The 26,767-nt window shown below is 38.4% G+C and carries 24 protein-coding genes; 8 read left to right on the forward strand and 16 right to left on the reverse strand.

Features of this window, described 5'->3' with window-relative positions; all coding sequences use genetic code 11:
• Positions 1–62: 62 nt before the first annotated feature.
• Positions 63–812 carry a phosphatase gene (locus tag PVK63_RS04500; protein WP_130086325.1) on the forward strand — a complete coding sequence of 250 codons (750 nt, stop codon included), beginning with the start codon at positions 63–65 and terminating at the stop codon, positions 810–812.
• A gap of 96 nt (positions 813–908) precedes the next feature.
• Here the strand turns inward: PVK63_RS04500 and PVK63_RS04505 are convergent, their stop codons facing one another.
• Positions 909–2,504: an ABC-F family ATPase gene (locus tag PVK63_RS04505; protein WP_130048839.1), complete on the reverse strand. Its 1,596-nt coding sequence runs from the start codon at positions 2,502–2,504 to the stop codon at positions 909–911.
• Positions 2,505–2,603: 99 nt separating this feature from the next.
• A complete protein-coding gene (locus PVK63_RS04510) occupies positions 2,604–3,386 on the reverse strand; it encodes an AraC family transcriptional regulator (RefSeq protein ID WP_130086324.1) in 783 nt (260 codons plus the stop codon).
• A 98-nt stretch (positions 3,387–3,484) separates the two neighbouring features.
• Here PVK63_RS04510 and PVK63_RS04515 point away from each other — a divergent pair, with 98 nt between their 5' ends.
• Positions 3,485–4,603, forward strand: a complete 1,119-nt coding sequence (locus PVK63_RS04515; protein ID WP_165371157.1) for a multidrug effflux MFS transporter — start codon at positions 3,485–3,487, stop codon at positions 4,601–4,603.
• Positions 4,604–4,669: 66 nt separating this feature from the next.
• On the opposite strand, the gene PVK63_RS04520 is transcribed toward PVK63_RS04515, so the two are convergent.
• Together PVK63_RS04520 and PVK63_RS04525 are read right to left on the reverse strand one after the other, a co-directional pair.
• On the reverse strand, positions 4,670–5,074 hold the full coding sequence (locus tag PVK63_RS04520) for a hypothetical protein (protein WP_130086323.1): 405 nt from the start codon (positions 5,072–5,074) through the stop codon (positions 4,670–4,672).
• Positions 5,075–5,298: 224 nt separating this feature from the next.
• Positions 5,299–5,784, reverse strand: a complete 486-nt coding sequence (locus PVK63_RS04525) for a VOC family protein (protein ID WP_130086322.1) — start codon at positions 5,782–5,784, stop codon at positions 5,299–5,301.
• A 199-nt stretch (positions 5,785–5,983) separates the two neighbouring features.
• Here PVK63_RS04525 and PVK63_RS04530 point away from each other — a divergent pair, with 199 nt between their 5' ends.
• Positions 5,984–6,436, forward strand: coding sequence for a LysR family transcriptional regulator (locus PVK63_RS04530; protein WP_274439885.1), 453 nt, complete (start codon positions 5,984–5,986; stop codon positions 6,434–6,436).
• A complete protein-coding gene (locus PVK63_RS04535; RefSeq protein WP_274439887.1) occupies positions 6,418–6,903 on the forward strand; it encodes a LysR substrate-binding domain-containing protein in 486 nt (161 codons plus the stop codon). Before PVK63_RS04530 ends, PVK63_RS04535 begins: the two co-directional genes overlap by 19 nt.
• A 38-nt stretch (positions 6,904–6,941) precedes the next feature.
• On the opposite strand, the gene PVK63_RS04540 is transcribed toward PVK63_RS04535, so the two are convergent.
• The 8 genes from PVK63_RS04540 to PVK63_RS04575 form a co-directional block, all read right to left on the reverse strand.
• A complete protein-coding gene (locus PVK63_RS04540) occupies positions 6,942–8,213 on the reverse strand; it encodes a DUF1254 domain-containing protein (protein WP_130086320.1) in 1,272 nt (423 codons plus the stop codon).
• A 42-nt stretch (positions 8,214–8,255) separates the two neighbouring features.
• On the reverse strand, positions 8,256–9,023 hold the full coding sequence (locus PVK63_RS04545; protein ID WP_130086319.1) for a hypothetical protein: 768 nt from the start codon (positions 9,021–9,023) through the stop codon (positions 8,256–8,258).
• Between the two features lie 446 nt (positions 9,024–9,469).
• On the reverse strand, positions 9,470–10,195 hold the full coding sequence (locus PVK63_RS04550) for a hypothetical protein (protein WP_274439888.1): 726 nt from the start codon (positions 10,193–10,195) through the stop codon (positions 9,470–9,472).
• Complete coding sequence (locus PVK63_RS04555) at positions 10,196–10,405, reverse strand: hypothetical protein (protein ID WP_274439889.1); 210 nt, start codon at positions 10,403–10,405, stop codon at positions 10,196–10,198.
• A 1-nt stretch (position 10,406) separates the two neighbouring features.
• Complete coding sequence (locus tag PVK63_RS04560; protein WP_274439890.1) at positions 10,407–11,120, reverse strand: hypothetical protein; 714 nt, start codon at positions 11,118–11,120, stop codon at positions 10,407–10,409.
• Positions 11,121–12,065 (reverse strand): hypothetical protein, encoded by a 945-nt coding sequence (locus PVK63_RS04565; protein WP_274439891.1) that lies wholly within the window; start codon positions 12,063–12,065, stop codon positions 11,121–11,123.
• Between the two features lie 11 nt (positions 12,066–12,076).
• Positions 12,077–14,092 (reverse strand): toxin VasX, encoded by a 2,016-nt coding sequence (locus PVK63_RS04570; RefSeq protein WP_274439892.1) that lies wholly within the window; start codon positions 14,090–14,092, stop codon positions 12,077–12,079.
• 385 nt (positions 14,093–14,477) lie between these two features.
• Positions 14,478–15,671 (reverse strand): acetate/propionate family kinase, encoded by a 1,194-nt coding sequence (locus PVK63_RS04575; protein ID WP_165366815.1) that lies wholly within the window; start codon positions 15,669–15,671, stop codon positions 14,478–14,480.
• A 296-nt stretch (positions 15,672–15,967) separates the two neighbouring features.
• Here PVK63_RS04575 and PVK63_RS04580 point away from each other — a divergent pair, with 296 nt between their 5' ends.
• Positions 15,968–16,957, forward strand: coding sequence for a response regulator (locus tag PVK63_RS04580; RefSeq protein WP_130086317.1), 990 nt, complete (start codon positions 15,968–15,970; stop codon positions 16,955–16,957).
• Entirely contained in the window at positions 16,954–17,916 is a 963-nt protein-coding gene (locus PVK63_RS04585) for a sensor domain-containing diguanylate cyclase (protein ID WP_130086316.1), read from the forward strand. The genes PVK63_RS04580 and PVK63_RS04585 overlap by 4 nt, the downstream gene beginning before the upstream one ends.
• Positions 17,917–18,114: 198 nt before the next feature.
• Here the strand turns inward: PVK63_RS04585 and malG are convergent, their stop codons facing one another.
• From malG to malE, 3 genes are all read right to left on the reverse strand, one after another.
• The gene (gene malG / locus PVK63_RS04590) at positions 18,115–19,005 is read right to left on the reverse strand and encodes a maltose ABC transporter permease MalG (RefSeq protein WP_130043664.1); all 891 of its coding nucleotides are present in this window, start codon (positions 19,003–19,005) and stop codon (positions 18,115–18,117) included.
• An 80-nt stretch (positions 19,006–19,085) separates the two neighbouring features.
• A complete protein-coding gene (malF, locus tag PVK63_RS04595; RefSeq protein WP_274439893.1) occupies positions 19,086–20,630 on the reverse strand; it encodes a maltose ABC transporter permease MalF in 1,545 nt (514 codons plus the stop codon).
• Between the two features lie 150 nt (positions 20,631–20,780).
• Positions 20,781–21,965 (reverse strand): maltose/maltodextrin ABC transporter substrate-binding protein MalE, encoded by a 1,185-nt coding sequence (gene malE / locus PVK63_RS04600; protein WP_130043663.1) that lies wholly within the window; start codon positions 21,963–21,965, stop codon positions 20,781–20,783.
• A 424-nt stretch (positions 21,966–22,389) separates the two neighbouring features.
• Here malE and malK point away from each other — a divergent pair, with 424 nt between their 5' ends.
• Positions 22,390–23,502 carry a maltose/maltodextrin ABC transporter ATP-binding protein MalK gene (gene malK, locus PVK63_RS04605; protein ID WP_130043662.1) on the forward strand — a complete coding sequence of 371 codons (1,113 nt, stop codon included), beginning with the start codon at positions 22,390–22,392 and terminating at the stop codon, positions 23,500–23,502.
• A gap of 79 nt (positions 23,503–23,581) precedes the next feature.
• Entirely contained in the window at positions 23,582–25,537 is a 1,956-nt protein-coding gene (gene glgX, locus PVK63_RS04610) for a glycogen debranching protein GlgX (RefSeq protein WP_274439894.1), read from the forward strand.
• Positions 25,538–25,817: 280 nt separating this feature from the next.
• On the opposite strand, the gene PVK63_RS04615 is transcribed toward glgX, so the two are convergent.
• Positions 25,818–26,759: a chemotaxis protein CheV gene (locus PVK63_RS04615; RefSeq protein ID WP_130048350.1), complete on the reverse strand. Its 942-nt coding sequence runs from the start codon at positions 26,757–26,759 to the stop codon at positions 25,818–25,820.
• Between the last annotated feature and the right edge of the window lie 8 nt (positions 26,760–26,767).

The following is a 26,767-nucleotide window of genomic DNA, read 5'->3' on the forward strand; positions in this document are numbered from 1 at the left end:
CAAAGCTAAAAGTTGCAAAAATCGGTTATACTGATCGCATTATAGTTTAAAGGAGAAAACTAATGCGCATTCAAGTAGATACTCATACCCATACCTACGCTAGTGGTCATGCTTATAGCACCATCAGTGAAAATGCATTTTCAGCTTCTCAGCTTGGTTTACCAATGTTTTGCACGACTGATCACGCCTCTTCTATGCCAGGTGCTCCTCATTACTGGTTTTTTAGTAATCAGAGAGTGTTACCTCGTTTTCTCCATGGTGTTGCCATAATAAGAGGCTGTGAAGTTAACATTTGTAATATTGAAGGTGATATAGACATCCCACCCTCTGTAGATCAAAACCTTGATTGGGTCATTGCGAGTTTTCATGAACCTGTTTTTCCTCCTATAAATAAGTTAGTACACACTCAGACATTAATCAAGATTATAGAATCAGGTCGAATTGATGCCTTAGGCCACTTGGGTAATCCAAATTTTGATTTTAATTTTGAAGAAGTCATACAATGTGCGGTGGATAACAACGTCGCTATAGAGATCAACAATACCTCGCTTAAAGGGGGAAGTCGTATCGGTAGTATTGATCGTTGTTATAACATTGCCCAAGTCGCGAAAGATCTAGGCGCTTATATCACTACGGGAAGTGATGCGCATTTTTGTGCGGATATTGGTAAGTTTGAAAAGGTAGAATTACTTATTGATACTGTTGACTTTCCCGTTGAGAAAATAATTACGCATACACCTAAACAGTTTCTTCAGTTCTTAGCACTACGTGGACGTGCAACTATTCCAGAGTTTGACAGATTCACTAAGTAATCTGAAGCTGAAAATTCACTTATAACAGACATAAAAAATGGAAGACTATCTCTAGTCTTCCATTTAATTTGTTATCCAGAATATTAGGTTTCTGAATTAGCCTTTTAGACCTTGTTTTGCTAGGTACTCTTCGTAAGTACCGTGGAAATCGTTCACGCCATCTTTTGTGATTTCGATGATGCGTGTTGCAATTGAAGATACAAACTGACGGTCATGAGATACAAACATTAATGTACCTTTGTAGTTCTCTAGCGCCAAGTTCAATGCTTCGATTGATTCCATGTCCATGTGGTTTGTTGGTTCATCCATTAATAGGATGTTTGGCTTTTGCATAATTAGCTTGCCAAATAACATACGACCTTGCTCACCACCAGAAATCACTTTTACTGATTTCTTAATATCACTTTGAGAGAAAAGCATGCGACCAAGAATACCGCGAACCACTTGCTCGTCATCGCCTTCTTGTTTCCACTGCCCCATCCAATCTAATAGATTTAGATCTTCAGCGAAATCATGGCCGTGGTCTTGTGCGTAAAAACCAATGTTGTTATTTTCAGACCACTTAACCATGCCTGACATTGGTTCCATCTCGCCCGCTAATGTATTTAGGAACGTTGATTTACCGATACCATTTTCACCGATGATTGCAATGCGCTCACCCACTTCAACCATTAGGTTTACACCATTGATTAAAATGTTTTCGCCGTAACCTTGTTTTAGACCTTCAACTTCTAATGCGTTACGGAAAAGTGGTTTTTCTTGGTCAAAACGAATGAAAGGAGATTGACGGCTTGATGCTTTAATCTCTGTTAGTTCAATTTTATCCAAACGTTTCTGACGAGACGTTGCTTGTTTTGCTTTTGATGCGTTTGCAGAGAAGCGGCTTACGAACGTTTGTAAGTCAGCAATTTGCGCTTTCTTCTTAGCGTTATCTGCTTGAAGTTGTTCACGAGCTTGCGTTGCTGCAGTCATGTATTCGTCGTAGTTACCAGGGAACAGACAAATATCGCCGTAATCTACATCAGCCATGTGTGTACATACTGCGTTTAAGAAATGACGGTCATGCGAGATGATGATCATTGTGCAGTTACGAGCCAGAAGAACGTCTTCTAACCATGCAATGGTGTGCATGTCCAAGTTGTTCGTTGGTTCATCCAGAAGCATGATATCTGGTTCTGCGAACAGAACTTGTGCTAAAAGAACACGAACTTTAAGACCTGGAGCAACTTCGCTCATTAGGCCAAAGTGTTGTGATTCAGGAAGACCTAGACCTAATAGGAGTTCACCCGCACGAGCTTCAGCTGAGTAGCCGTCCATCTCTGCGAATTCAGTTTCTAAATCGCCAACGCGCATGCCATCTTCATCAGACATTTCTGGTAAAGAATAAATACGGTCACGCTCTTCTTTGATTTTCCACAGTTCTTTATGACCCATGATAACAGTATCAATTACTGTGAATTCTTCAAATGCGAACTGGTCTTGACCTAATTTAGCCATACGCTCATTAGGATCAGTTGAAACTGTACCGGCAGACTGCTCTAATTCCCCACCTAAAATCTTCATAAAGGTAGATTTACCACAGCCATTAGCACCGATTAAACCGTAACGGTTACCGTTACCAAACTTAACAGAAATATTTTCAAATAGTGGCTTATCGCCAAATTGCATTGTGATGTTAGCAGTTGATAGCACAGTACATTCCAATTAGTTATTCAAATAGACATAAAAAAACTGGCCCATATGTCCAGCTTTTCAAATTTAGGGGGAGTATAGCAGCATTTGTGATTTCCATCACTTTTTATTCTGTTTCTGCTTAATAAACGCTAAAGGAGTCTGCCCTACTTGCTTTTTAAAGAAAGAAATAAAAGCACTGTCAGATGAAAAATCCAACTGAAATGCAACATCACTTACTTGCGTATTCTCACATAATAACTCGATTGATTTTAACACTCGCCATTGTTGCTTCCATTCCTGATATGACATTCCAGTTTCTTTTTTAAATAATCGAGTAATCGTTTTACTGCTTGCTCCTATCTTTTTAGACAATGTTTGCAGATCTGGAGCGAGAAAATCCGGTTTCTGTACCTGCTCACTAAATGTGATTAAACGTTTTTCTGTAGGCAAAGGTAAGCTAAACGGTTGTTGATGTGCTTCATAAAAAGATTCCCAAAAGAGTGCTGTTGTGTATAACGTTTCTGATTTGGGTTTATCCCATGGCCACATTGCCATCTTATTAATTAACGCTCTAAGTAATTCGTCCACCTCGATCATCACAATGTCTTCAGGGCATGGGAACTTATCACAATCAAAATACAACGATCGGTACGCTACAACATTTGTCATAAAAGCTCGGTGAGGTGTATTCGCTGGTATCCAAACAGCTTTTGTGGGTGGCAAAACACACATTGAATGAGATAAAGCAAAACTCATACAGCCTTCAGGTGCATACAGTAATTGCCCTTTCTGATGATAATGCATACCTGAATCATGACGACCAACATCAGCAGCAATACCAATCACATCTGCGAGCAATTTATCTGCATCAAATTTAGTTTCATCTGAAATAATAGCCATAATGTCCGAATCTTATTGTTTTTGGTTTTAATGTTATTAATAGAACAATCGTAATTAGAAATATACTGTTTGCCAAGTTAATTCACACGAGATACACAATGAACACAAAACCTTCACTCTGGCTTATGGTACTTCTTTTGATGTTTCCTCAAATCGTTGAAACCATTTACAGCCCAGCACTTGGTTCAATAGCATATTCATTTGCTGTAACTTATTCACAAGCTTCGCAAACCATTTCAATTTACTTTTCAGCTTTTGCTTTGGGTGTCGTGGTATGGGGAATATTAGCGGATAAATTAGGTCGCAGACCCACCATGCTACTCGGATTAGTCATATACAGCTTAGCCGCCTTATCTGCGGTGCTAACAGATAGTTTCATTTATCTGATGATCGCACGTGCTGTTAGTGCGTTTGGTATAGCAGTCGGCTCAGTGATCACACAAACCATGCTACGTGATGCATTTGATACCAAAGAGCTCAGTAAAGTATTCAGTTTGATGGGAATGGGGATTTCTATTAGTCCCGTTTTAGGGATGCTACTCGGTGGTCAACTTACTCAATTCGGTGGTTACCATTATGTATTTATCGCTTTATTTATTATGGCTCTAGTACTAGTTGCATATAATCTTGTAGCTTTATCTGAAACTCAGAAAACAAAGCAACCTCTAGAATTAAAACAACTCGGACTCAAAATGCTAAGAGATATCAATATCTGGCGCTCTGGTTGCCTTGTCGCTTTATTTAATATTGCTTTGTTTTCATATTACCAATTGGGAGCTTTTAAATTCGAGCAGTTAGGACTGTCCTCGCAAGAGTTTGGTTATAGCGGGATCGTGTTAGGTCTAGGTACATTTATAGGGAGTTATTTAAATAAGTATCTTATTTCTAAACAAGTTTCATTACTGCGTTTATTGCAACTATCAGCTCTTTTATTGACTTTAGGTGGAATACTAGTGACTTATTTAATCGATTCAATCTGGTTTTTACTGCCTATGATCTTAGTTGTTATGTCTTTTGGTATCGCCATTCCAAATATTCTTAGCGTGGCGTTAATTGACTATAAACAACAAACAGGCAGTGCTGGAGCTCTGTTTGGACTTATGTATTACTTAATGATAGGTGCAGGGCTTAGCTTGGCAGGTTCGATTCAACACCTTGGCATTGTTTTACTGATTTGTGGAGTTATCTCATCTCTGCTTGTGGCTTTTAAAAAATAATAACATGCTCGCTCTTACATTAAATGAGCGAGCATATCTAATTTAGTGAATAGATTTAATATCTTATTAACGACTCACACGATAACCAATTAATGAGGGAACTTCACAATCCATGGTTTCTATGTAGATATTTCGCTCTCTCCACATCACTTCCATATCGTATAAACAAAATGAATATTGTTTAGGGTCAATCACCCATTCATGTTTAATTTTTACTGAGACAGAAGTGAATAACTCATTGTCATTTCCCCACCATACTAGAACTAAATACTTGTAGTTCTCTCCATCATGATAAATTGCAAAAGCGGCTGTTTCTGGCCAGTTAATATCTAATTGAGACTTAACTGTAGCAAGTCGTTTATTAAACATTGAGATACTAATTGGTTTATTTATGGCTGATATTGTATAAATTTTAATTCCATCAATATCTATCCAATGCACATCACTTTCTATTGTTCTCGGTTGGTACATGACTCATCCCTAGCCAGTAAATAAAAGATATAAAACAGTTGTCATTATTATAGGTTATGGAAATAGAATAAGATGACCAATCTAGATTGTATGTAAATTAACCACTAAAACCTTTGCAATGCGATCAACTACTCTTTTATCTGAGCTTTTATTGCAACAAATACTCCTAATAAAAATACATAAAAAAGGCCTAAACCGAAGTCTAAGCCTTAATCATCTTAATTTTACTCGTACTCAGCAGAATACGTTTCTTTATACGTATGAGAATAAAGTTCAAATAAGTTGCCAAATGGGTCTTCTAAATACACCATTTGTGATGTGTTGTGATCATCTTCTGGGTGGTAACGCATAATATCCATTCGTACTTTACCGCCAAACTCTTCTGTACGGGCAATCACTCCGTGGAAGTCATCTGTTTGAAGGCAGAAATGGAAGATACCGATTCGAGAGAAATCAACTTCGTGACGTTCTTGACGCTCTTTCATTTCAAATAACTCAAAACCAATGCCGTCTTTTGTTAATAAGTGTGCAATATTGAAGCCTTTAAAGCCTTCACCAAATACAGCGATACACATTCTACCAATGGCAGTTTCACGCTCTTCTTCAACTTTTGTGTTACCCATTACCACTTCAAGACCAAGCGCTTTTGTGTAAAACTCAACCGCTTTGTCCATATCGCCAACCATGATGCCTACGTGATTCATTTTCATAATTTACCTCAAATTCAGTTTTATAATTCATTGTTCGTTTCGATGAGGTAATAATAGGTAAAATTAAGAATAACCTGAAATTATCAATTATTATTATTTTGATAATATTTTGTTATTCTTGTTTTTCACTTAGTTTCTGGAGGTAAATTATTTACTAAGGTAATATCAATAAAACTATATGGAAGTAGTGACTACGATTATGGATGATACCCTTTTAAGAAAACTCGATTTCAACTCAATCAAACTCCTTAGAATACTAGGAGAAGAGCGCAATACTAAACGTACAGCTGATAGAATGTTTTTGTCACAGCCCGCCATCAGCAAACAATTGAAAAAACTGCGCGATGACATCGGTGATGAACTATTTATTCGCCGACAATACGGCTTAGAACCAACCCCATATTGCTTAGAACTTTTAGATAAACTACCAGCAATTTTTGAACTACTAGAAGATGTTTTCTCTAGAAATCAATCCTTTAATCCAGAGCTATATACTGGAGATATTTGCATCGCTATTAATACTTCAATGTATAGACCTGTATCTCGTGAGTTGTATCAACATCTTAGAGCTTTAGCACCTAATGCCACATTAAAATCGTCAATTGGGGGCAAGATACAGAACATAACCTTACAATGGCACGGGTACACTTAGGGATTAATTATCTACCGCTCGATATTTCTAAACAAATCGTTCAAAAAAAAATAGCTCGATGTACTTTTAAGCTTGTAGGCCGAGATAATCACCCTATCCTTGCAACAGACAAAACGGCTCAAGATATAGGTAAATTCCCATTAGCATTGTTACAACTTCCTGATTTTAATAAAAAAGAAAATCTTATTGAAACTAAGTTACGCCAAGCGGGTATGATACCAAATGTCGCTCTACGTGCTGACCAAGTAAGTATTTGTCTGCATGTTGTCTCTCAATCCGATTCATTAATGCCTTGTATCGATATTTTTGATACTGATTTACCTATTGGTACAACATTTATCACTCCAAACCCAAAAGATACATTAAATAGTGACATTGGCACTTTTATTCCATCAAAACTATATCGCACCCCTTTAGTCGTATGGTTGTATCAAGAGGTAGCTCAGGTTTTTTCACGTTACAATTAACACTAAAACTGCGCCATCCTTGGCGTGCTTTTTAGAATTTAGTTTCCATAATTAAAGGATGCTTTCGGAACCATTAAACTCTCTAGAGGTGAACCTCGGTAAATCAAACTCTGAGCGGTATTGCCAGCTAATCCCTCTTGAGGCAAATAATAACGAACAACGAAGTAGTAATCTTCACCATCAACGACTGGCATCCAGTAAGTACTATTTTCTGGATCATGACTTGAGAAGGTTATCGTTATATTCCCTTCTGCATCTGGAGAGGTATTTCCGCCTGCCCATACTTGACGCTCAGAGCCGCCGATAGTTTCTGGATCAAGTGGCAAACGAGTCTCATCCGAATAGCGCGTTACAGACCAGAATTTTCCAACCGCTTGCTGATGAGGCATAGTTAACACAAAATCTTCTGAGCCATTCAGTTTTTTTCCTTCAGGCGTCATCGGAATCAATTCATAGTATGCATGCTCTGCAGGAAAACCAAGGTGTCCTAAATGTGTTAGCACCGAGCGCCTTCTTTCATCACTAAGATCATCGACATGACCTGGATGTTCAAACCCTGATAAGTTATTTACTACCAAGCCTGATGACGCTAAATGATGTACGTAGCGACGAACTTCTGCGAGCTTCTCTTGATCAAAATTATCATCTGCAATAATCGTTTGCATATTATCGTGAGTTTCTTTCCAGCCATCTGTAATCTGATCAGCAAAACGAACCACTGCCCTAACATCTTCACGTTGTGGAAGTTGAAGATCTGATGCTGGTGCGTAATTATTAACAACTAATTGCTTGCGCCATTCATCAGCAACCCCATTGTCACGATACTCAAAAGTTTGCACACGAATAAAAGCAAAAATCAGATCATCACTCACTTCAATGGTATCAATATATTTCCCTTTAGGAATTTCGTAATCAGCTCCTGAGCGAATAAGCAGATACGTTCCACCTTCGGCAGGTGTTACTTCGTGATAAACCGCAAAATGCTCTGCATCAAGTAAATGAAATGATGCGTATCGTTCGGAATCACGCGGAGGAACAGTGACTTCTATAGGACCTTTAGTCACATCAAGCATCGCTTTGGCATAAATATGATCAAGTGCAGGAGTAATAACATCCCATGTATGGTCAGCTAGACCGGGAAACTCGAATTTATTAAGACCATTCTTTTCCATAAAACCAACCATATTTTCCATATGATGGTATACACGTTGGCCAGTCAGTTCCGCATCAGTAGGGATACTTTCTTCAACCTGAGCGACCGAACTAAAAGAAATAAGGGCAATTAAGAGTGAGATAGCATTTTTTTTCATAATAATACCTAATTAAGATAAAGTGGTTACATTAAATTAAAGTTAGAACTGGTAGTTGTATTCAATTCTAAAGTCTGTCCCATCTAAGGCTTCACCAAAATTCCAAAATGCTCGGATATTGCTTTGATTATCTACTTGATAACTAGCCGCTATTTCATGTTGCCAGCCATACAGTTCATCCATTAACTCAACCCCTCCTAATCTTGTGGTATACATTGGGTTGTAGTTCAGCCAAATTTGATCGGTAACCTCCATTTTTGAGTACAAACCAAGCAACGCGAAACTTGATGGAATGGTATAGCCAATAGAACCATCATAACCGGCATCTGGTTTGATTAATTGTGAATGAACATCCGCAACATTAATCCCCATCCCAGCAAGAGGATATAGTTCTACAGGGCCAAACTGAGGTAATGCTTGAATCACAGAATAAGAGGCAGAGCCAATTTTATTATCAAAATTCCAGTTAAGATCTATTTGCGACCCTAAGCCATTTGTCGTATTAACATTAAAGTGACGGTAGCGCATAGAATTAAAACTATCATCTCCTTTCAGCCCTAAACTATCGGCAGCAAATCCTTTTGCCTCTAAAACCTGCATTGCCATTGTCGTATCATTATTAGTGTCATAGGCTTGACCCAATTTAAAATTGATACCTTTATTCGTCACTCCAAATCCAGCTTGAGAATAAACAGCCATAGGATCTGACATATCTTGAAAGTCATCGGCCAACACAGGATATATTGATAAAGAAACAATAGAAGTCAGTGCTACTGCTGTCAGTGAACGGTTTACATTTATTAGTTTCATAATTCATTTCTCTTATTAGTCACGCCCTCCTTTGCAATGGTTTCTCATTTATTGAGTTACCTTAAGTAGTTAATGCTCTAACATCAGAGAGAAATTATCGTTCCTATAATCTTTTCTTTCCGACAAAAAGAATGATAAAGACTTAACTATGAGTGCGGAAATGAACTATGAAGCATCTAATATTACCTTCAGGAATATCTGAGATTATCAGAATGCTTTTCTAATAAACTCTTTATCAAAGTCATTTGATAAATAAGACAAAAAAAAGCGAGCCATCATAGCTCGCTTTTCAATATTCTTTATTTTAGAAGAAATTACAGTAATTCAACAGACTGTTTAGCTATCACAAATTCTTCGTTGGTTGGGGTAGGTGAAGTATTGCACCTTAAATACTCCTAATTTATGATGCTATACATTTCAGTGTTCAGACATCTAGGTTCAATAAATCATTCTGCAATTTCATCTTGCTGATAAACAGGATGTTTATATTGGTCATTTAATCTTTTTATTTTGACTATTTCCATTTCTGGGAAAAGTAATTTTAAATGGGATAACAATTCCGCTTTTTGTTCGAGGGTCTGAGTATATATATCGCCTATATACCCATACGCACCTTTTTCAGGGATCGCTAATGACACCACACCATCATTAATTATGTGAAAAACAACACTGCGTTCATCAATAAATATATGGCTCTTATCTACGGTTGGCTGGAAATTTGTCATCCCAAATGATATGAGCGCAAAAGCCCCTGCCCCAACAAAAGCCAATGGGCCAAACATAAAGGCAACGATAATACAGACCACAATGCCAACCCAAGCAAAGCCTCGTGCGATTTTATAAGCCACCTCTGGGATCACGTCTTGTTCAGTGTAATGAATACCCATTGGAGTTAAGTGGTAGCAATAGTCTTTATCGGGTGCAAATAAATATCTCGATACAAAAATCATAGCTAAGCTAACAGAAGAAAATAACCAAAAAGCGGGTTCAGTCATTGAATCCTCCTCTACAATTAACAAAAAAGAAGGAAATAATGCCCCTGTTAAAATTGCGCATAACCATCTTACTTTCTTATAAAGCTTTTGCCCTGCGCCTGTGTACCTCCAACGATATATAACCTCTGATTGATACAATTGCTCTTTTAATTGCACGATACTTTCAGATGAGTTCATTTATTTACCTCTTACTTCGATCATACGAGTTGCAAATTCTTTCAACGAAGGAGATATAACAAGCTCACCTTGGCTATTACCTGAAGCAATATAGCCCAACATATCATGCTCTGATGCTTGCCAGTTAAAAGGCAGGCTAATGAAGACCGTAGTACTATCTTTGGTTGTACCACCTAAATTTAATAGGCACATTAATTTCGATTGTTTCATTCTAATCTTGAATGAAAATAGGATGCTTAAACATATCATTTAACTTAGCTAACTCTACGTACTCTATATTTTTTTGGCTATTTTGAATCGCTGTTATAATTTGTTTCTTTTGCTCTAAAGAAGGTACGTAAAAGTCTCGACGACAACAATAATCAGGAGCCGTATAACTGTCTACTCTGAACATAGTATCGTTAACTAGATTAAATAAAATTGGCCTATCAGAAAAAAAAACTTCATGCTCTTGTATAGTTGACTGGAAATTTGTCATCCCAAATGACATGAGCGCAAAAGCCCCTGCCCCAACAAAAGCCAAAGGACCAAATATAAAGGCAATGATAATACAAACCACAATGCCAATCCAAGCAAAGCCTCGCGCAACTTTATAAGCCATCTCTGGGATCATGTCTTGTTCAGTGTAATGAATACCCATTGATGTTAGGTGATAACAACGATGTTTATCTGGAGCAAATAAATATCTCCCTATAAACACCAGTGTCGTTGATAAAATAAAGAGCCCAAAAAAAACAGGTGAGTCTACTGTCATGTCAGTAACCGACCAAAGAAACAATAATGGTATTCCTCCTGAAAATATTGACAAAATCCAGTATGCTAAATTAGTGTATTTTTGACCCGCGCCCTGATACTCCCAAAAATAAATTGTATTCGCTTTGTAAAGTTGATCTCTTAGCCGTTTTTTTTGTTCATCTGCATTCATTTAGTTCACATCCACATTAATTGTTCTAATAGAAGATTCTTTAAATGCAGGTGATATAACAAGCTCACCTTGGCTATTACCTGAAGCAATATAGCCTAACTTTTCATGCTCTGATGCTTGCCAGTTAAAAGGCAGGCTAATGAAGACCGTAATACTATCTTTGGTTGTACCAGCTAAATCTAAACGATAGACTGGGTTTCCCGTTTCATCTTTACTCCAAAAACCATTTTGTTCGTTTACGACTACCGTAGGTTTTGGTGAAGATGTCACATAGCTGTACTTATTTTGCATTGGCCTGCGCGTAACTTGTAAACCAATAGACTTACCTTTTGTGTGCATAGGCAAAGATATCTCTAATTGCCATTGTTGCCCCGCAGCAGAACCGTATATTGCTTTAGAAGGAAGGCTAGAAATTACCTTATTTAGCCTGACCTGAGGCTTATGAATAATCTGCTCTAATCGGGTCAACTCATCAACGGCTTCCCAATGTTTTGCATCTTTCCCCCATGTGGAATGTAATAGCCATTTTTCTAATTCGGAGCGCTTAAAGACATTGATAATTATAATCGAGATAAAAAAGAGAATTGAACTAACCATAAATGTGGTCAGCATCCAAGACGCGATAATAGCACCGATACTAGTAGAGAATATCCCAAATCGACTAAAGACGTTTGCTCCAAACTGGAAGAAATATACAAACGTTTGAGAAAAAGTCGATATCCCTTTCAGTCCATATCCAAACCGTTCCATCGGTGAATGACTCGTATCTTTAAATTTATCATGGCTCTCCCACGTCTCTAATCCTGTCGCTATTAAGCCAAACAAAGATACTGCTGTAGTAGTTTTGGTAAAGGCTGCTAAACTTTGTCTAAGTTCGTATGAATGAGTACTACTTCGCAATGCTATTTTCAGTGATTCTGAAAGCAAAGATTGGTTAGTCGCCATCTTGCCCCAGGCTACATCTCTCCACATTGCTGTGACAGCCGATACTGCATAACTCGTCGCATAGGTTGCTTCTCTAACAGCAGGGTCGGTCCATAAATCACTCTCTGGATGTTGCGCTGCTTTATGGTGGATATTTTTAAGCACTGCAGCCGTATTCCAAAGGTTAAGGATGGCGACAACCCTCCCATCTTACCCATTTTATTCCACGATGCTTGAGTAATATCTTTACCTTGCTGCCAACTGCGCTCTATTGCTTCATTGAGCATTTGCTTGGCGGCATTATTGACGGCTTCATATTTAAGCATCACCATCACTGGAATTTCGCTACTCAATAGCTTTTGCATTCTTTGCTGAGCGCTGCGCATGCTTTGTATTTGATGGTTTTTTGGTGTCGGTTGCCCTGATGGTGGCTGACTAATTTGACGAATGATCATCCCTTCTGCATTCATCTTTCGCTGCCACGCGGCAAAGTGTGCAGGATAATCTGGGTTATGTATCACTATTGCCTCGGGGTTAACCAACGCCTCTAATATGACCAACCTTAAATTACTGATCATATCTTGAGGCGTTGTTGCAGTGTTCATTTGATGTGGAAACAGTAAATACGCTATCCCTCTCCAACCCTCTTTAGCTTGGCCTGTCACTGCATTTTGCAGAGCAATAAAACTTAACTGCACAGGCTCAGCTAATAATTTAAACCATTTATTATCTTGAATTCGAATATCATCAGTAAAGCCGCCCCAACTCGCTATCGCTCCCGATAATGCCCCCATATCACCTGAACTATTGGTTGAAATAAGGTGATTACTCAACTCTTCCACATGATCATTAAGTGCTTGTAAGTTGTCGTTTGAAAAACCCAATGACGCTAATGCAAACAGTGTTTTTGGCGAATCGAGGGAAAGTGCGGTTTCTAGGGTTGCATACTCCTTCTCGGTATTCACCGCTTGTTTTATTACCTGTAAATATTGGCTGATTACACTTAATAAATAAGTAAGGTGGTCTTCATCTTGATTATCAATACCAATGACTAATGGATCCGTTCCAAGCTGCTCAAACGCCTCCATAAAATCTTGATAGAGCATGGCAATACGCTTATCTTGATCTTTAAGTTGGGTGTAGTGTTGAGTAAGAAACTCATCTAACTCACTCCAATTGACCTCATCACTGAAGAGTGTATTCTTTTCCCATGCGGTTTTTTGCTCATCACTGGACGTAAAATGGTATTTCTCTTTTAGTTCAGAGTATTTCTCTAACGCTTCTTCTTGAAGTGGGGTAAATGGGACATTGCCAATGCTTGGGTTTGAATCAAAAGCGGCAGACTCTTTATCTGCCAGAGACTGAATGGCTAGATATTCGGTTAACTGGCGTTCAAATTCCAATACCTTCATTGGATCATCGTTAATTTGCTCAGGTAACTCCTCATGCTTTAACCTTACTCGACCAAGATTACGGGTAATCTCAGCCATTTGCAGTTTATGGATATTATCTTCATCTTTGTGTATTGCGCTGCGTAGTGTGATTTCTTCTGCAAGTGGTAAGAATAAATCGGATACATCCGCTAACGGATCATCTAGCGCAATAAACATCCCACAATCTTGAGCTGGTAAATCGACTCGATAATCTACATCCCAACACCCTGGCTTATCTGCTACATGTTTAAAACTGTCAGTTTGAGCTTCAGTTGAAGTTAATGGTGTGCAAGTCGAGTCAAACATCCCTGTTGGAGCACCATTTACGCCAATATCTGCTGCATAGTGACCAAGCTTAGAAGAAAGTCCAGTGTGAGGGTGAGCCAAGGCCGAGTTAAATTGTTTTAGATTAACCTTACGCATCCATAATGAGCGATTAGTTTCATGGGAGCGCATATGCTCACACAATCGCCATGTCCAACGTTGATGGGCAAATGCCATATAGATCGTATTCTTCGCTGGGTACACTAAGCAACTCTTCGTTTCACCTTTGCTACCTCGTTCATTAGCGGGTTGATTTGCACATAGCGGGCTTTGTTGGCAGTACTCATTCAATACTCTTCCTTATGTGTATTTAGCATTTACTTTGACTGGCTGATTGCTTACGAAAAACCAACAAGTAAGGTTTCTTGTAAAATCGAGATGAGAAAACTCTATATAGGTGAAAAATAAGACACAATAAAAACCCCTTTCTTAGTGCTTAAAAATTAAATCGACCCGAGAGAGTTCACACTTTGAATGAAAGAGATTGTAGGAAGATAAGTGATTTTTTATTTATAAGGTTCGGGAGAACTTATCAACAATAAAATCAATAGGATGTGAATTTTTGTATTAATTATCCGCAAGTGTTTCTTTTGTATGTATATGCAATTACAAACCCCAGAAACAAAAAAGCGAGCCATTATAGCTCGCTTTTCAATATTCTTTATTTTAGAAGAAATTACAGCAATTCAACAGACTGTTGAGCTATCACAAATTCTTCGTTAGTTGGGATAACCATAGCAACAGCGTTCAGCATTTCTGATTTAGCGATAATGCCATCAGCGCCAAAACGTGCTCCTTCGTTACCAGCAACATCTTCAACAAACCCTAGAATTTTAAGGTTGTTTAAGATTTCACGACGGATTGGTAATGAATTCTCACCGATACCACCAGTGAAGATGATGCCATCTAAAGAATCTAATGCAGCTAGGTAAGAAGCCACGTACTTAGCAACACGGTATGTAAACACTTGGAATGCTAATGTCGCACCTTCGTGTCCCTCTTCCATCGCTTCAAGGATACCGCGAGCATCACTTGTTAAGCCGGACACACCTAGGAAACCAGACTCTTTGTTTAGAGAGTTAAATACTTGCTCTTGTGACCAACCTTTCTTAAGTAGGTACTCAATGATGCCTGGATCTAAGTCACCACAACGTGTACCCATCATTAAGCCAGAAAGCGGTGTAAAGCCCATTGACGTATCAACACTGTTACCGTCTTTAATTGCACAAACTGATGCGCCATTACCTAGGTGAACAGAGATAAAGCTCGATTCTTCGATTGGCTTGTTAATCATTTTCGCAGCTTCACGGCTTACGAAATAGTGGCTTGTACCGTGGAAACCGTAGCGACGAACACCAAAATCAGTATATAACTCTTTAGCAATAGCACCTGTGTATGCACGCTTTGGCATAGTTTGGTGGAACGCTGTGTCAAATACCGCAAATTGAGGAAGAGAAGGGAAGGCTTCAACAGCAGCACGAATACCAATAGCACCTGCTGGGTTATGTAATGGAGCAAGATCTGATAGGCTCTCAATCTCTTGAGTTACTTCTTCAGAAATGCGAACTGTTTGTGTGAATTTTTCACCACCGTGAACGATACGATGACCAATTGCAACAATACCATCAGTAAAGCCTAACTCTTCAGTCAGCCCTACTAATTTGCCAATTGCAATTTTATGGTGGTTCTCTTCGCCTTCAATGGCGATTTCAGTTTTCTGTCCTTGATACTTCCAGCTCATACGAGCATCTTCCAGACCAAAACACTCACCAAGGCCACTTAATACTGCATCACCAGAAGCAGAATCGATAACAGCAAACTTTAGTGAAGAGCTGCCTGAATTGATAACTAATACGTATTCGTTGTTCATCATTATTCTCTTTATTATACATCTGTAGGTTGCACATAGATCTGTGCCTTTTGTTACCCTTCTATTATTCAACTTTTTTTTAATTATTCAACTTTTGTTTTTGTTTATTCATATTTTATTTATCAATTCCTTATTCTAGATCAACATTAGCAAATATAGGCTGTTATCTGCCCTCAATCTCAATAATGAAAAGTGTTAAGCAGATCCTGTTATAACGAAAATTTAACATAAAATCATTGATTTAGGCTCTGATAAAAAGAAGAATGACATACCGTTCAAATTTTGACTAATTTAGTATGAATATATTAATCTGCGATGATTCTGCCATCGCACGTAAAATGCTCTCAAACCATATAGAACTTACCTCTGAGATTACGCTTCACTACGCTGAAGATGGTTCTCAAGGTTTAGCTATATTAAAAGATCATTCGATTGATGTACTCTTTCTTGATTTGACCATGCCAGTATTGGATGGGTTTGAGGTTCTTGAGCAGTTCCCGAACAACGCAAAATCAACTCAAATAATTGTTATTTCAGGAGATATCCAGGAAAAAGCAAAGCAGCGCTGTTATGAACTTGGTGCAAATGAATTTATCGAAAAGCCCTTTAAACCTGAAGAAATAGCAAAATTGCTTCATCGTTATAATATTCCTACAAGCTCTAAAATCGCAATACATAACCATAATCGTAGCCTTACTTTTTCAGAGGTTATTGCTAATATTAGAGAAATTAGCAATGTGGCTTTAGGTACCAGTGCCGCTCTTATCTCAGAACAATTTGATCGCTTTATCGATATGCCACTACCAAATGTTGCCTCTTTGCATCATTCAGAATTGCAAATGACATTACAAGATATTGTTAATAACTCTGAATACCGAGCTATTTCCCAACGCTTTGTAGGTAATGGCATTAATGGTGAGGCTCTCGTCTGTTTGCACGGTAACGAATTATCCGAATTGTTAAGCGTTGATAATGGAGAAGAACAAATAACAACCCATGAAGCTATTTTAGATATCTCTAACCTTCTAGTTTCCTCTTTTCTTTCTTCATTCAATAAACAGTTAGATATCAACATTTCATTACGTCAGCCTATTGTATTAGAAACAGAGCAATTAAAAGTCGCATTAAAACACACTCCCTCTTTTCTTAAAGAGTATGAGAGCGACATTTTCACTATCGAATTTGTCTACTCTGCAGAAACTATCGATTTAAAGTGCGATGTGATTTTTTTAATGGATAACGACTCTTTAACTGCCATTAAGTCTATTTTGGAGAGTGTATTATGATAACCTCAGATATGAGTGACTTTCATTGGGCAATGCAAGTTATTGATGATCTCGATGCTGGCTTAATTGTGTTAGACAAACATTTTCAAGTATGTGCGTGGAATGGCTTCATGCAATCTTACAGTGGCATCACCTCAGATAAGATCCTTGGCAAAGTTATTTTTGATGTTGTTCCTGAATTACCGGAAACGTGGTTACGCAAGAAAGTTGACGCTTCTTTTACCTTAAACTCTCGTGGGTTTTCATGCTGGGAGGATAGGCCTTATTTATTTAAGTTTAAGAACTTTACTCCGATCTCTAATGGCTTGACTGAAATGCGTCAAAACATTACTTTTTCACCGCTTACCTCTTTAAATGGTCAAGTTTCTCACATTAGTTTGGTCATTAATGACGTTACTGATATCGCAAAAAATAAGCTCCATTTACAAGAGTCAAATCAACAACTATCGAATCTAAGTAAAACGGATGGTTTAACGAAACTGTTTAATCGTTCTTATTGGGAGTCCTGCCTAAAAAGAGAATTTGAGCAAGCCACAATATCGGGAACGACGGCTTCTGTTGTCATTTTTGATATAGACCATTTTAAAAAAGTAAATGATACTTATGGCCATACAACTGGTGATATTGTAATTCGCAATGCTGCTGACTTGTTACGTAAAACCTCAAGAAATACAGATATTTGTGGTCGTTACGGTGGAGAGGAATTTACTGTTATCCTCCCTGGAACCAACGCAGAGCAAGCCCTATATTTTTCAGAACGATTACGAAAACGCATAGAAAAAGCACGAGTTGAATGCGATAACGTCGTAATAAACTACAACATAAGCGTAGGTATCTGTGAGCTATCTTCAGATAATGATGATTATTTAACTTGGTTAGAAATGGCAGATAAAGCACTCTATTATTCAAAAGAACATGGGCGAAATCAATCAACTATCTACCACCCTGCCATTAAGTAATTCATAGACAGAAAAAAGCCTGAGTGATAATACTCAGGCTCTGATTACAAGAAGTAATGTTGCATCCTGCAACACTTACCCAGCTATGCGTAATGCCAATACTGCGTTGAACACTTTACCGATCGGCGACCAAACCATCATAAAGCTCTTTACGCAAATGAACCCTGCCCAAAATGTGTCGGGTCCGTATAATTATCGTTATCCTTTTACACCACCGGCTGTCAAACCACCCACAAGGAATTTCTGAGCAAGTAAGAAAACCAATGTAATAGGTAATGCTGATAATACGGCAGCGGCCGCAAAATCACCCCATAAGTAGTTCTGAGGGTATAAATATTGTTGCATACCAACTGCTAATGTGTACGAGTTTACATCAGAAAGTAGTAAAGATGCTACCGGAACCTCAGTAATTACCCCAATAAAAGACAAAATGAACACAACTGCAAGAATTGGCACCGATAATGGTAACAATACTAAACGGAATGCCTGCCATGGTGTTGCGCCATCTAATGCTGCCGCTTCTTCTAATGAATTATCAATGGTTTCAAAATAGCCTTTAATCGTCCAAACGTGTAAGGCTATCCCTCCTAAATAAGCGAATATCAAACCACCATGTGTATTCAAGCCTAAGAATGGAATGTATTGGCCTAACTTATCAAACAGAGCATACAGTGCCACAAGCGCTAAAACTGCTGGGAACATTTGGAAAATCATCATGCCTTTAAGGATGGTTTCTTTACCTTTAAAACGCAATCTTGCAAACGCATAAGCACTTGTTGTCGATAATGCAACAATCAGTATAGAGCTGATGGCTGCTATTTTTACAGAATTCCACAACCAAGTAAGAACAGGGAATGGAGGTTGTGTCGTTGAGCCATCTGCGTGCTCTACTGCAATCCCCAGAGCCAATTTCCAGTGCTCTAATGATGGGTTTTCAGGAATAATGCTACCTGTAGCAAAGTTACCTTCACGGAATGAAATCGTAATAACCATTAGCAGTGGGAATATGATCATTGCTAAAAATACCCACATTGCTACATGAGTTGCCCAAACGCGGTACTTTAAGTTTTTTCCTTGAACCATTGCCATATCAATGAATCCTTATTTATTGGATATGCAAGTAGCTAAATACAATTTTCATTATAAATAGCTACTTAACTATTATTAGTTTAGTTATTTGATAATTTGGTAAAACGTAGGTTCAGTAACGCTAAGCCACCAACCAATAAGAAAATAAGTGTTGCAATTGCACTTGCTAAACCGAAGTCTTGGCCACCACTGCCCTCAAACGCGATGCGATACGTATAACTTACTAGTAAGTCTGTATAACCGGCAGGTTCAGTCGTTCCAATCATGTTTGGCCCACCTTTAGTTAATAACGCAATCATTACAAAGTTATTAAAGTTAAAGGCAAATGCAGCAATCAACAACGGGGTTAATGGTTTAACCATCATTGGTACTGTGATTTTGAAAAAATTCTGAATTGGCCCAGCACCATCAATCGCTGATGCTTCGTATAAATCTTCAGGAATCGATTTTAATAAGCCCATACATAAGATCATCATGTAAGGGAAGCCTAACCAAGTGTTTACAATTAATACCATTGTTTTGGCGGTGAACGGGTCTGAGAACCAATTAGGCTGAATCCCAAACATACTCTCTAATAACATATTGATCTCACCGAAGCTTTGGTTAAAGAGACCACGGAAAATCAAAATAGAGATAAACGCAGGAACCGCATAAGGAAGAATAAGCAATAAACGATAAACTGCACGGCCTTTTAACTCTTCCCATTGCACTACCGCAGCAAGAACCAAACCAATGGCTAGAGTGAACACCACTGTGCAAGTTGCAAAAATAACCGTCCAAATAAAGATGCTAATAAATGGTTCTTTAATACCGTCATCTTTCCAGATACGCTCAAAGTTCGCCGCGCCAACATTAACAACAAAACCAGGAGATACAGGGTCACCAACAAAAACATCCTTATCATTTACTTCTTGATAAAACCCTGTTTCATGGTTTGCTTTGAAGTAGGTTTCTGTTTTTTTGTTGTATAACGTTTCACCATCATCTTGTAATACAAACAGTGGTCCAACCGCAGCAAACTTACGTAACCCACTCATCTTAATTTCTTCACCAGATGGCATAGACAAGGTAATTAAATTTAAGCTTGGGCGCTTAGCAATGATCTCTTTGATCTTAGCTTTTTTTCCTTTCACTGTTTCTACAGGCTTCAGATCTAAATGACGATCAACCGCCTCTGAAATCTGAAAAGTCTCTGTCGCTAACAGTTGACCTGAATCTTTAATCGTTAACGCGTAGCCATCACCTTGATTCATTAATTGAAACTTATAGCTCTTACCACTTTGATACGTCTTTGATAGATGAACTGCTTGAGCACGCTCTAAGGTAACTTGGTTCGTTGCACTGTAATTGGTAAATGCCAACCCTACGGTATAAACCAATGGGAAAATAATGAATAAAATCATGCCCGCAATACCAGGGAAGGTATATCGATGTGCATACGTTTTTTTACTACCAAACACATAAACAGCTAACGATGTTAATACAAGCGTTAACATTGCAAATGCAGTTTCACCACGAGAATACATAAGTACGCAAACATAACCATTTATCGCTGCAATAGCGGATAAAAGTCCCCATTTTGCCAATGATTTATAATTTGAATGCGAAGCGACTGCTGTTGTCATAAGCTCCAAGACCTTTTAAAAAATACCAACCTAGTAAGTCAATTAATAGCGATAACAAACTTACTACGATGGGTATATAGAGGGTAATTTGATAATAATATTTAAAGAGGAAGAAATGGAAACCCCAGCTCTCCCTCTTAATATTTCGACTTACTTGGTCATGCGTTGTTCTGCTGCTGCTAATGCATCATTGATCATTTGACGACCATCAACCACATTACCAAGAGCTTCTTCCATGCTGTACCAGAACGTCGTGAACTGTGGAATATTTGGCATAATTTCACCATTCATTGCATTGTCCATTGTCGCTGCGATACGAGAATCATTACCTAATTGTGCTTGGTATGAATTTAAGGCTACTGCGCCTAGTGGCTTATCATCATTCAGACTTTTTAAACCTTCATCTGTCAATAAGTAGCTTTCAAAAAATTCAACAGCAAGATCTTTGTTTGGAGAAACAGCACTAATACCACCAACCCAAACTCCAACAAATGGTTTAGATGCTTGACCGTGGAATTTAGGCAAGGTTGTTACGCCATAATCGATGCCAGCTTTTTCAATGTTTGCCCAGCCCCAAGGACCGTTAATCATCATTGCAACATTGCCTTTTACAAATTCAGATTCGGCAACTGAGTAATCCATATCTGCAGAAATGGTTTTATCTTTTACCATTTTTTCGATAAAGCCCATCGCATCTTGAACCCCTTTTTGGTTCACACCTGCGTTCTTAACATCATAACCATCAGCCGTTTTCTTAAAGGCATATCCACCATCTGCAGCAAGTAGAGGCCATGTAAAGTAAGCACCACCACGTAAAGGCCACATGATTGCTTTTTGGTTTTTAGCCATTAGTTCTTTATCTAATGCTGGAATATCTTCCCAATTTTTTGGTGGCGTTTTGATGATTGCTTTATTATAAATTAATGAAACCGACTCTATCGCGATTGGGTATGCAATTGTTTTTCCTTTATACTCTACCGCGTCCCAAGCAAAATCTACGATTTCAGATTTCAGCTCTTCAGATGGTTTGATTTCTGCTAACAGTCCAGCCTCAGCAAAACCACCAAAGCGGTCATGTGCATAGAAAATCATATCTGGGCCATCACCTGCCGCAGCGACTTGAGCAAACTTCTCTTCTGCTTTATCAGGAAAAGCAACCGTTACCTTAATACCGGTATCTTCTTCAAATCGTTTACCTACTTCAGCCATACCTTCATAAGACTTATCACCAGTCACCCAAATAGTAAGTTGACCTTCTTCGATTGCAGCAGAAGCGTTAATTGAACCAAGAGCTGCCATTGTGCATAGTGCGACAGTACTGAGGACTTTTTTCATTGTGAATCCTTCCTTTATAATTAATGAATCATCCGTAGGGTTAGGTAAAAGTAGGTGATGATTCAATTTTCAGAATGTATTTTCATAAATTCTCACTTTGAATTCATCATCCTACTCTCTACGCCTTTTTCTTTATGACGTAAAAGCGTGATCTAAAACTTAATTGATATTGCGCCACATCACAGAATGCCATTCAAATGCGATTCATCTCACATTGAAATTTAAAAAAACTTTGAACTCCATCGATATTTATTAAAAATGTGACGTACGTACTCCTCCCCCCTACTCCCCCAAAAAAAAGAGGAAGGAGGAGGATGACGTTTTCGCTCTTTTGCTTAAGAATGACACCATAAAGCAAATAGCTAATATCAACTTAATGCATCGTTGATATAAAATAATTTAAAATTAGACGAGGATAGACACAATGACGAGTGTCACTTTACGCAACGTTTGCAAATCCTATGGCGACGTTAAAATCTCAAAAAATGTAGATTTAGAAATCAACTCTGGTGAATTTGTTGTTTTTGTTGGTCCATCAGGCTGTGGTAAATCCACCTTATTACGCTGTATTGCGGGTTTAGAAGACATTACTTCTGGTGACTTATACATGGGTGATAAGCGAATGAATGATGTCGAACCTTCTAAACGTGGGGTTGGGATGGTATTCCAATCTTACGCGCTTTATCCACATTTGAACTTATTTGATAACATGTCGTTTGGTCTCAAATTAGCAAAGGCCGACAAAGCCGAAATCAAAAAGCGCGTCGATCACGCGGCTGATATCCTGCAACTTGGTCACTTACTAGAGCGTCAACCAAAAGCACTTTCTGGCGGTCAACGTCAACGTGTGGCTATTGGCCGTACTTTGGTATCTCAACCAAACGTTTTTCTTCTTGATGAGCCCTTATCAAACCTAGACGCCGCATTACGTGTTCAAATGCGTATCGAAATTGCCAAACTGCATAAGAAACTTGGCTGTACCATGATCTACGTAACTCATGACCAAGTAGAAGCAATGACAATGGCAGAGAAAATCGTGGTACTTGATGGCGGATACGTTTCTCAAGTTGGTGCGCCACTAGAGCTATATCATTACCCAAAAAATCGTTTTGTTGCTGGCTTTATTGGCTCTCCAAAAATGAACTTTATTAGCGTCTTTATTGAAGATGTAGAAAAGAATCAAGTTAAAGTTCAGTTTAAAAATGGCTCAACACTATGGATCCCGGTTGATGGCACAAATGTTACTCGCGGTGAAAGAATGTCATTAGGCGTTCGCCCTGAACATTTAGTGTCCGAAGAAAATGGTGATGCTGTTATTAAAGGAAATGTTTTAGTTGTTGAAAAATTGGGATATGAAACACAAATTTATTTAACAATTGAAGATGCCGATGCCGATATGATATACCGTGTACCGGATACAGCACTCGTTGAGGCTGGTGATACATTCTCTGTAGGTATTCCCGCTCATCGCTGCCACTTATTTCATAATGATGGAAAAGCGTGCCAAAGGCTCTATAAAGAAGCTGGCGCTCAATAAATATTACATTAATCGTAATGATCTCATTTTTAAAAGCCCAACCATCAATTGGGCTTTTGTTGTTTATTCGAGGAATATTGTGAACATACAGCATGCCTTTCCGTACCCACTCGGTGCGACGCTTACAAAAAATGGGTGTAACTTTTCTGTGCACCATGCTTCACCATACCCTATTTCTCTGATTATTTTTGATGATAATGGAAATCATACAGAGCACCCATTTACGGAAGAATATGGAACCATTAAGTACACATTAATTGATGATGTGACTGAACATACTGTTTATGGATTCAAAATCATTCAAGACAATGAGGCCCTTTTATTACTCGACCCTTATGCTAAAGCATTAAAAAACAGTCCTCACTATCAAGTTCCCTATACTGCTAAACAAAGTTGGACATTAGCTCAATGTGTTGTTGTTAATAACGATTTCGATTGGCAAGAAAGTCAGAGGCCTATGATACCTCGCTCTGAAACCATTTTATTAGAGACGCATGTAAAAGGGTTTACCTTGCTAAATTCTGACGTTGAAGAGTCTGTTAGAGGTACATACCTTGGCTTAGCTGATCCTGCAAACATTAAGCATCTAAAACAACAAGGGATCACTACGGTACAGCTACTTCCTGTTGCCGCCTGTATGCATGAACCACATCTTCTCAAGATGAATATGGTGAACTACTGGGGCTACAACCCAATAGCCTTTATGGCCCCAGATCCTAGATACGCGAAATCAGACGCGGTCAATGAGCTAAAAACCGCCATTAGGGAGCTACATAAAAACAATATCGAAGTAATTTTAGATGTCGTTTATAACCATACTGCTGAAGGTGGAAATGGCGGTACAACGTTTAACTTAAAAGGGTTAGACCAAGATTATTATTTACATCACCATGGTAATTATACTAATTATACTGGTTGTGGTAACACGTTAGATATTACTCATCAACCAAGTCTCAACTTGGTCATGGATACTTTAAGATATTGGGTTGAGCATTACCATGTTGATGGATTTCGTTTTGACTTAGCTGCAACACTAGGTCGAGAATATGACCAATTTAACCCTAACAATGCTTTTTTTAAAGCGGTTGCTCAGGATCCTACCCTTCAAAAAGTAAAGTTGATTGCCGAACCTTGGGATATTGGCCCAAATGGCTATCAAGTCGGAGAGTTTCCTGATGGTTGGAATGAATGTAGCGATAAATTTCGTGACACGACTAAGAGCTTTTGGCGCGGCGAGCAAAATTATCTAAAATCCATTGCTACTCGTATTATGGGTTCTCGTGATCTTGTCAGTGCTTCTCGATGGCCGCACAAATTACCGGTAAATTATGTAAGTTATCATGACGGGTTTACGCTTCAAGACCTCGTAAGCTATAAAGAACGTCATAATCATGCTAATGGTGAAGATAACCGAGATGGTCATGGAGATAACCGTTCAGATAATTATGGCGTTGAGGGAGAGACGACGAACCCAAGGATTATTGCGTTACGTGAGAAACAAAAGCGCAATATGATAACAACATTATTATTTAGTTTTGGTATTCCTCACCTTCTTGCTGCCGATGCTTGCTCGCACACTCAAAAAGGCAATAATAATGCGTATTGCCAAGACAGTGATATTAGCTGGGTAAATTGGAAGCTTGATAAGCATGCTGATGAATTTAAAGTTTGGCTTGCCGATATAATCCAAGCACGACAAACTCATATGGTACCCATGATTAACGCCTTTAGTGGCAGTAAACGAACAAAGCAAAAAGTAAATTGGTATACACCTGAAGGAAATAACATGACACATGGTGATTGGCACCGCGCCGAAGCACTGTGTCTTCACCTCAACATTTATGATGGTGAAAAAGAGTTATTAATAATGATAAATCAGTCCAATGTACCGACTCGTTTTGAGTTGCCTAAATCTCAGCATTATAATCGCTGGGCTTTGGTCTGTAATACCCAATACTCCACAATCGAATCAAAACATGTGATCTTTGATTACAGCCTTTCAGCACTATCTATCGCTATATTTAATGCAGAATAAAAAAAGGAGGCTAATCAGCCTCCTTTTTAATTCATCGACTAAGCTAATCATCAAGCTTAGCTTCCGATTTTACACGTCCCTTGTGATATGTTCTATACGCTAAAACCATCAGCGTAATTACTAACTTGGATGTCATCCAGATCATATACGAACAATATACCTTAAATTGATGTGTAAAAAGACAAAGTGTCTTGTTCTAGTCGCCCCAATGTCATGGAACTGTCAAAACCTTACCAAAATAAAACATTATTGTCACAATATAAATACAATACGTCGTACTCTATATAATTTGAGCTAAACGATCTTGAACGACTCCAACAATCAAGTCTGGTTGGAATTTAGAGATAAATCGGTCACAACCTACTTTTGCTACCATCGCATCATTAAAACTTCCGCTTAGTGATGTATTTAAAGTAATAAATAAATCATTCATTCTAGGATCGGTACGGATTTCATGAGTTAAACGATAGCCGTCCATTTCTGGCATCTCAGCATCGGTGATCATCAATAATATTTCATCATTAATGTTCTTGCCTTCATCACACCATTGTTTTAGTAAGTTAAGTGCTTGTCTTCCATCACTTTTTTCTATCACTTCTAAACCAAGTTGCTCTAGTGTGTTTCGCACCTGTGTACGAGCTGTGCTTGAATCATCAACAATCAGCACTCTACGCCCATGCATATGATTTACTAACTCTTGATCTAATACACCTTCTGAAATAGAAATATCATATTCAATAATTTCGGCCAGTACTTTTTCAACATCGATAATCTCTACAATGCGACTATTCTCAGGCTCAACTTCAACTTGAGTGATTGCTGTAAGATAGTTATGACGCCCAACCGTTTTCGGTGGCGGCTGTATGTCTGCCCATGTTGTATTAATAATATTTTGCACTTGACCAACTAAGAACCCTTGAGTCGTTCGGTTGTACTCGGTAATAATCAAGTTCATTTCTTCATCGTTACCCATCGCTTTCATACCAATAGCACCACGCAAGTCAATCACTGGTACTGATTCACCACGTAAACTCGCAACACCTGAAATATGATAATGAGATCCTGGAAGCTTAGTTAACTTTGGTACTTTCAGAATTTCTTTAACTTTAAATACATTGATAGCAAAAATTTGAGTTGTATTAAGCTTAAAAAGCAACAATTCCAACCGATTTTCACCTACAAGTTGAGTACGTTGGTCAACACTATTTAACATTCCACTCATATATATCG

It is taken from the genome of Aliivibrio sp. S2TY2, assembly GCF_028765525.1.
Classification (GTDB): domain Bacteria; phylum Pseudomonadota; class Gammaproteobacteria; order Enterobacterales; family Vibrionaceae; genus Aliivibrio; species Aliivibrio finisterrensis_A.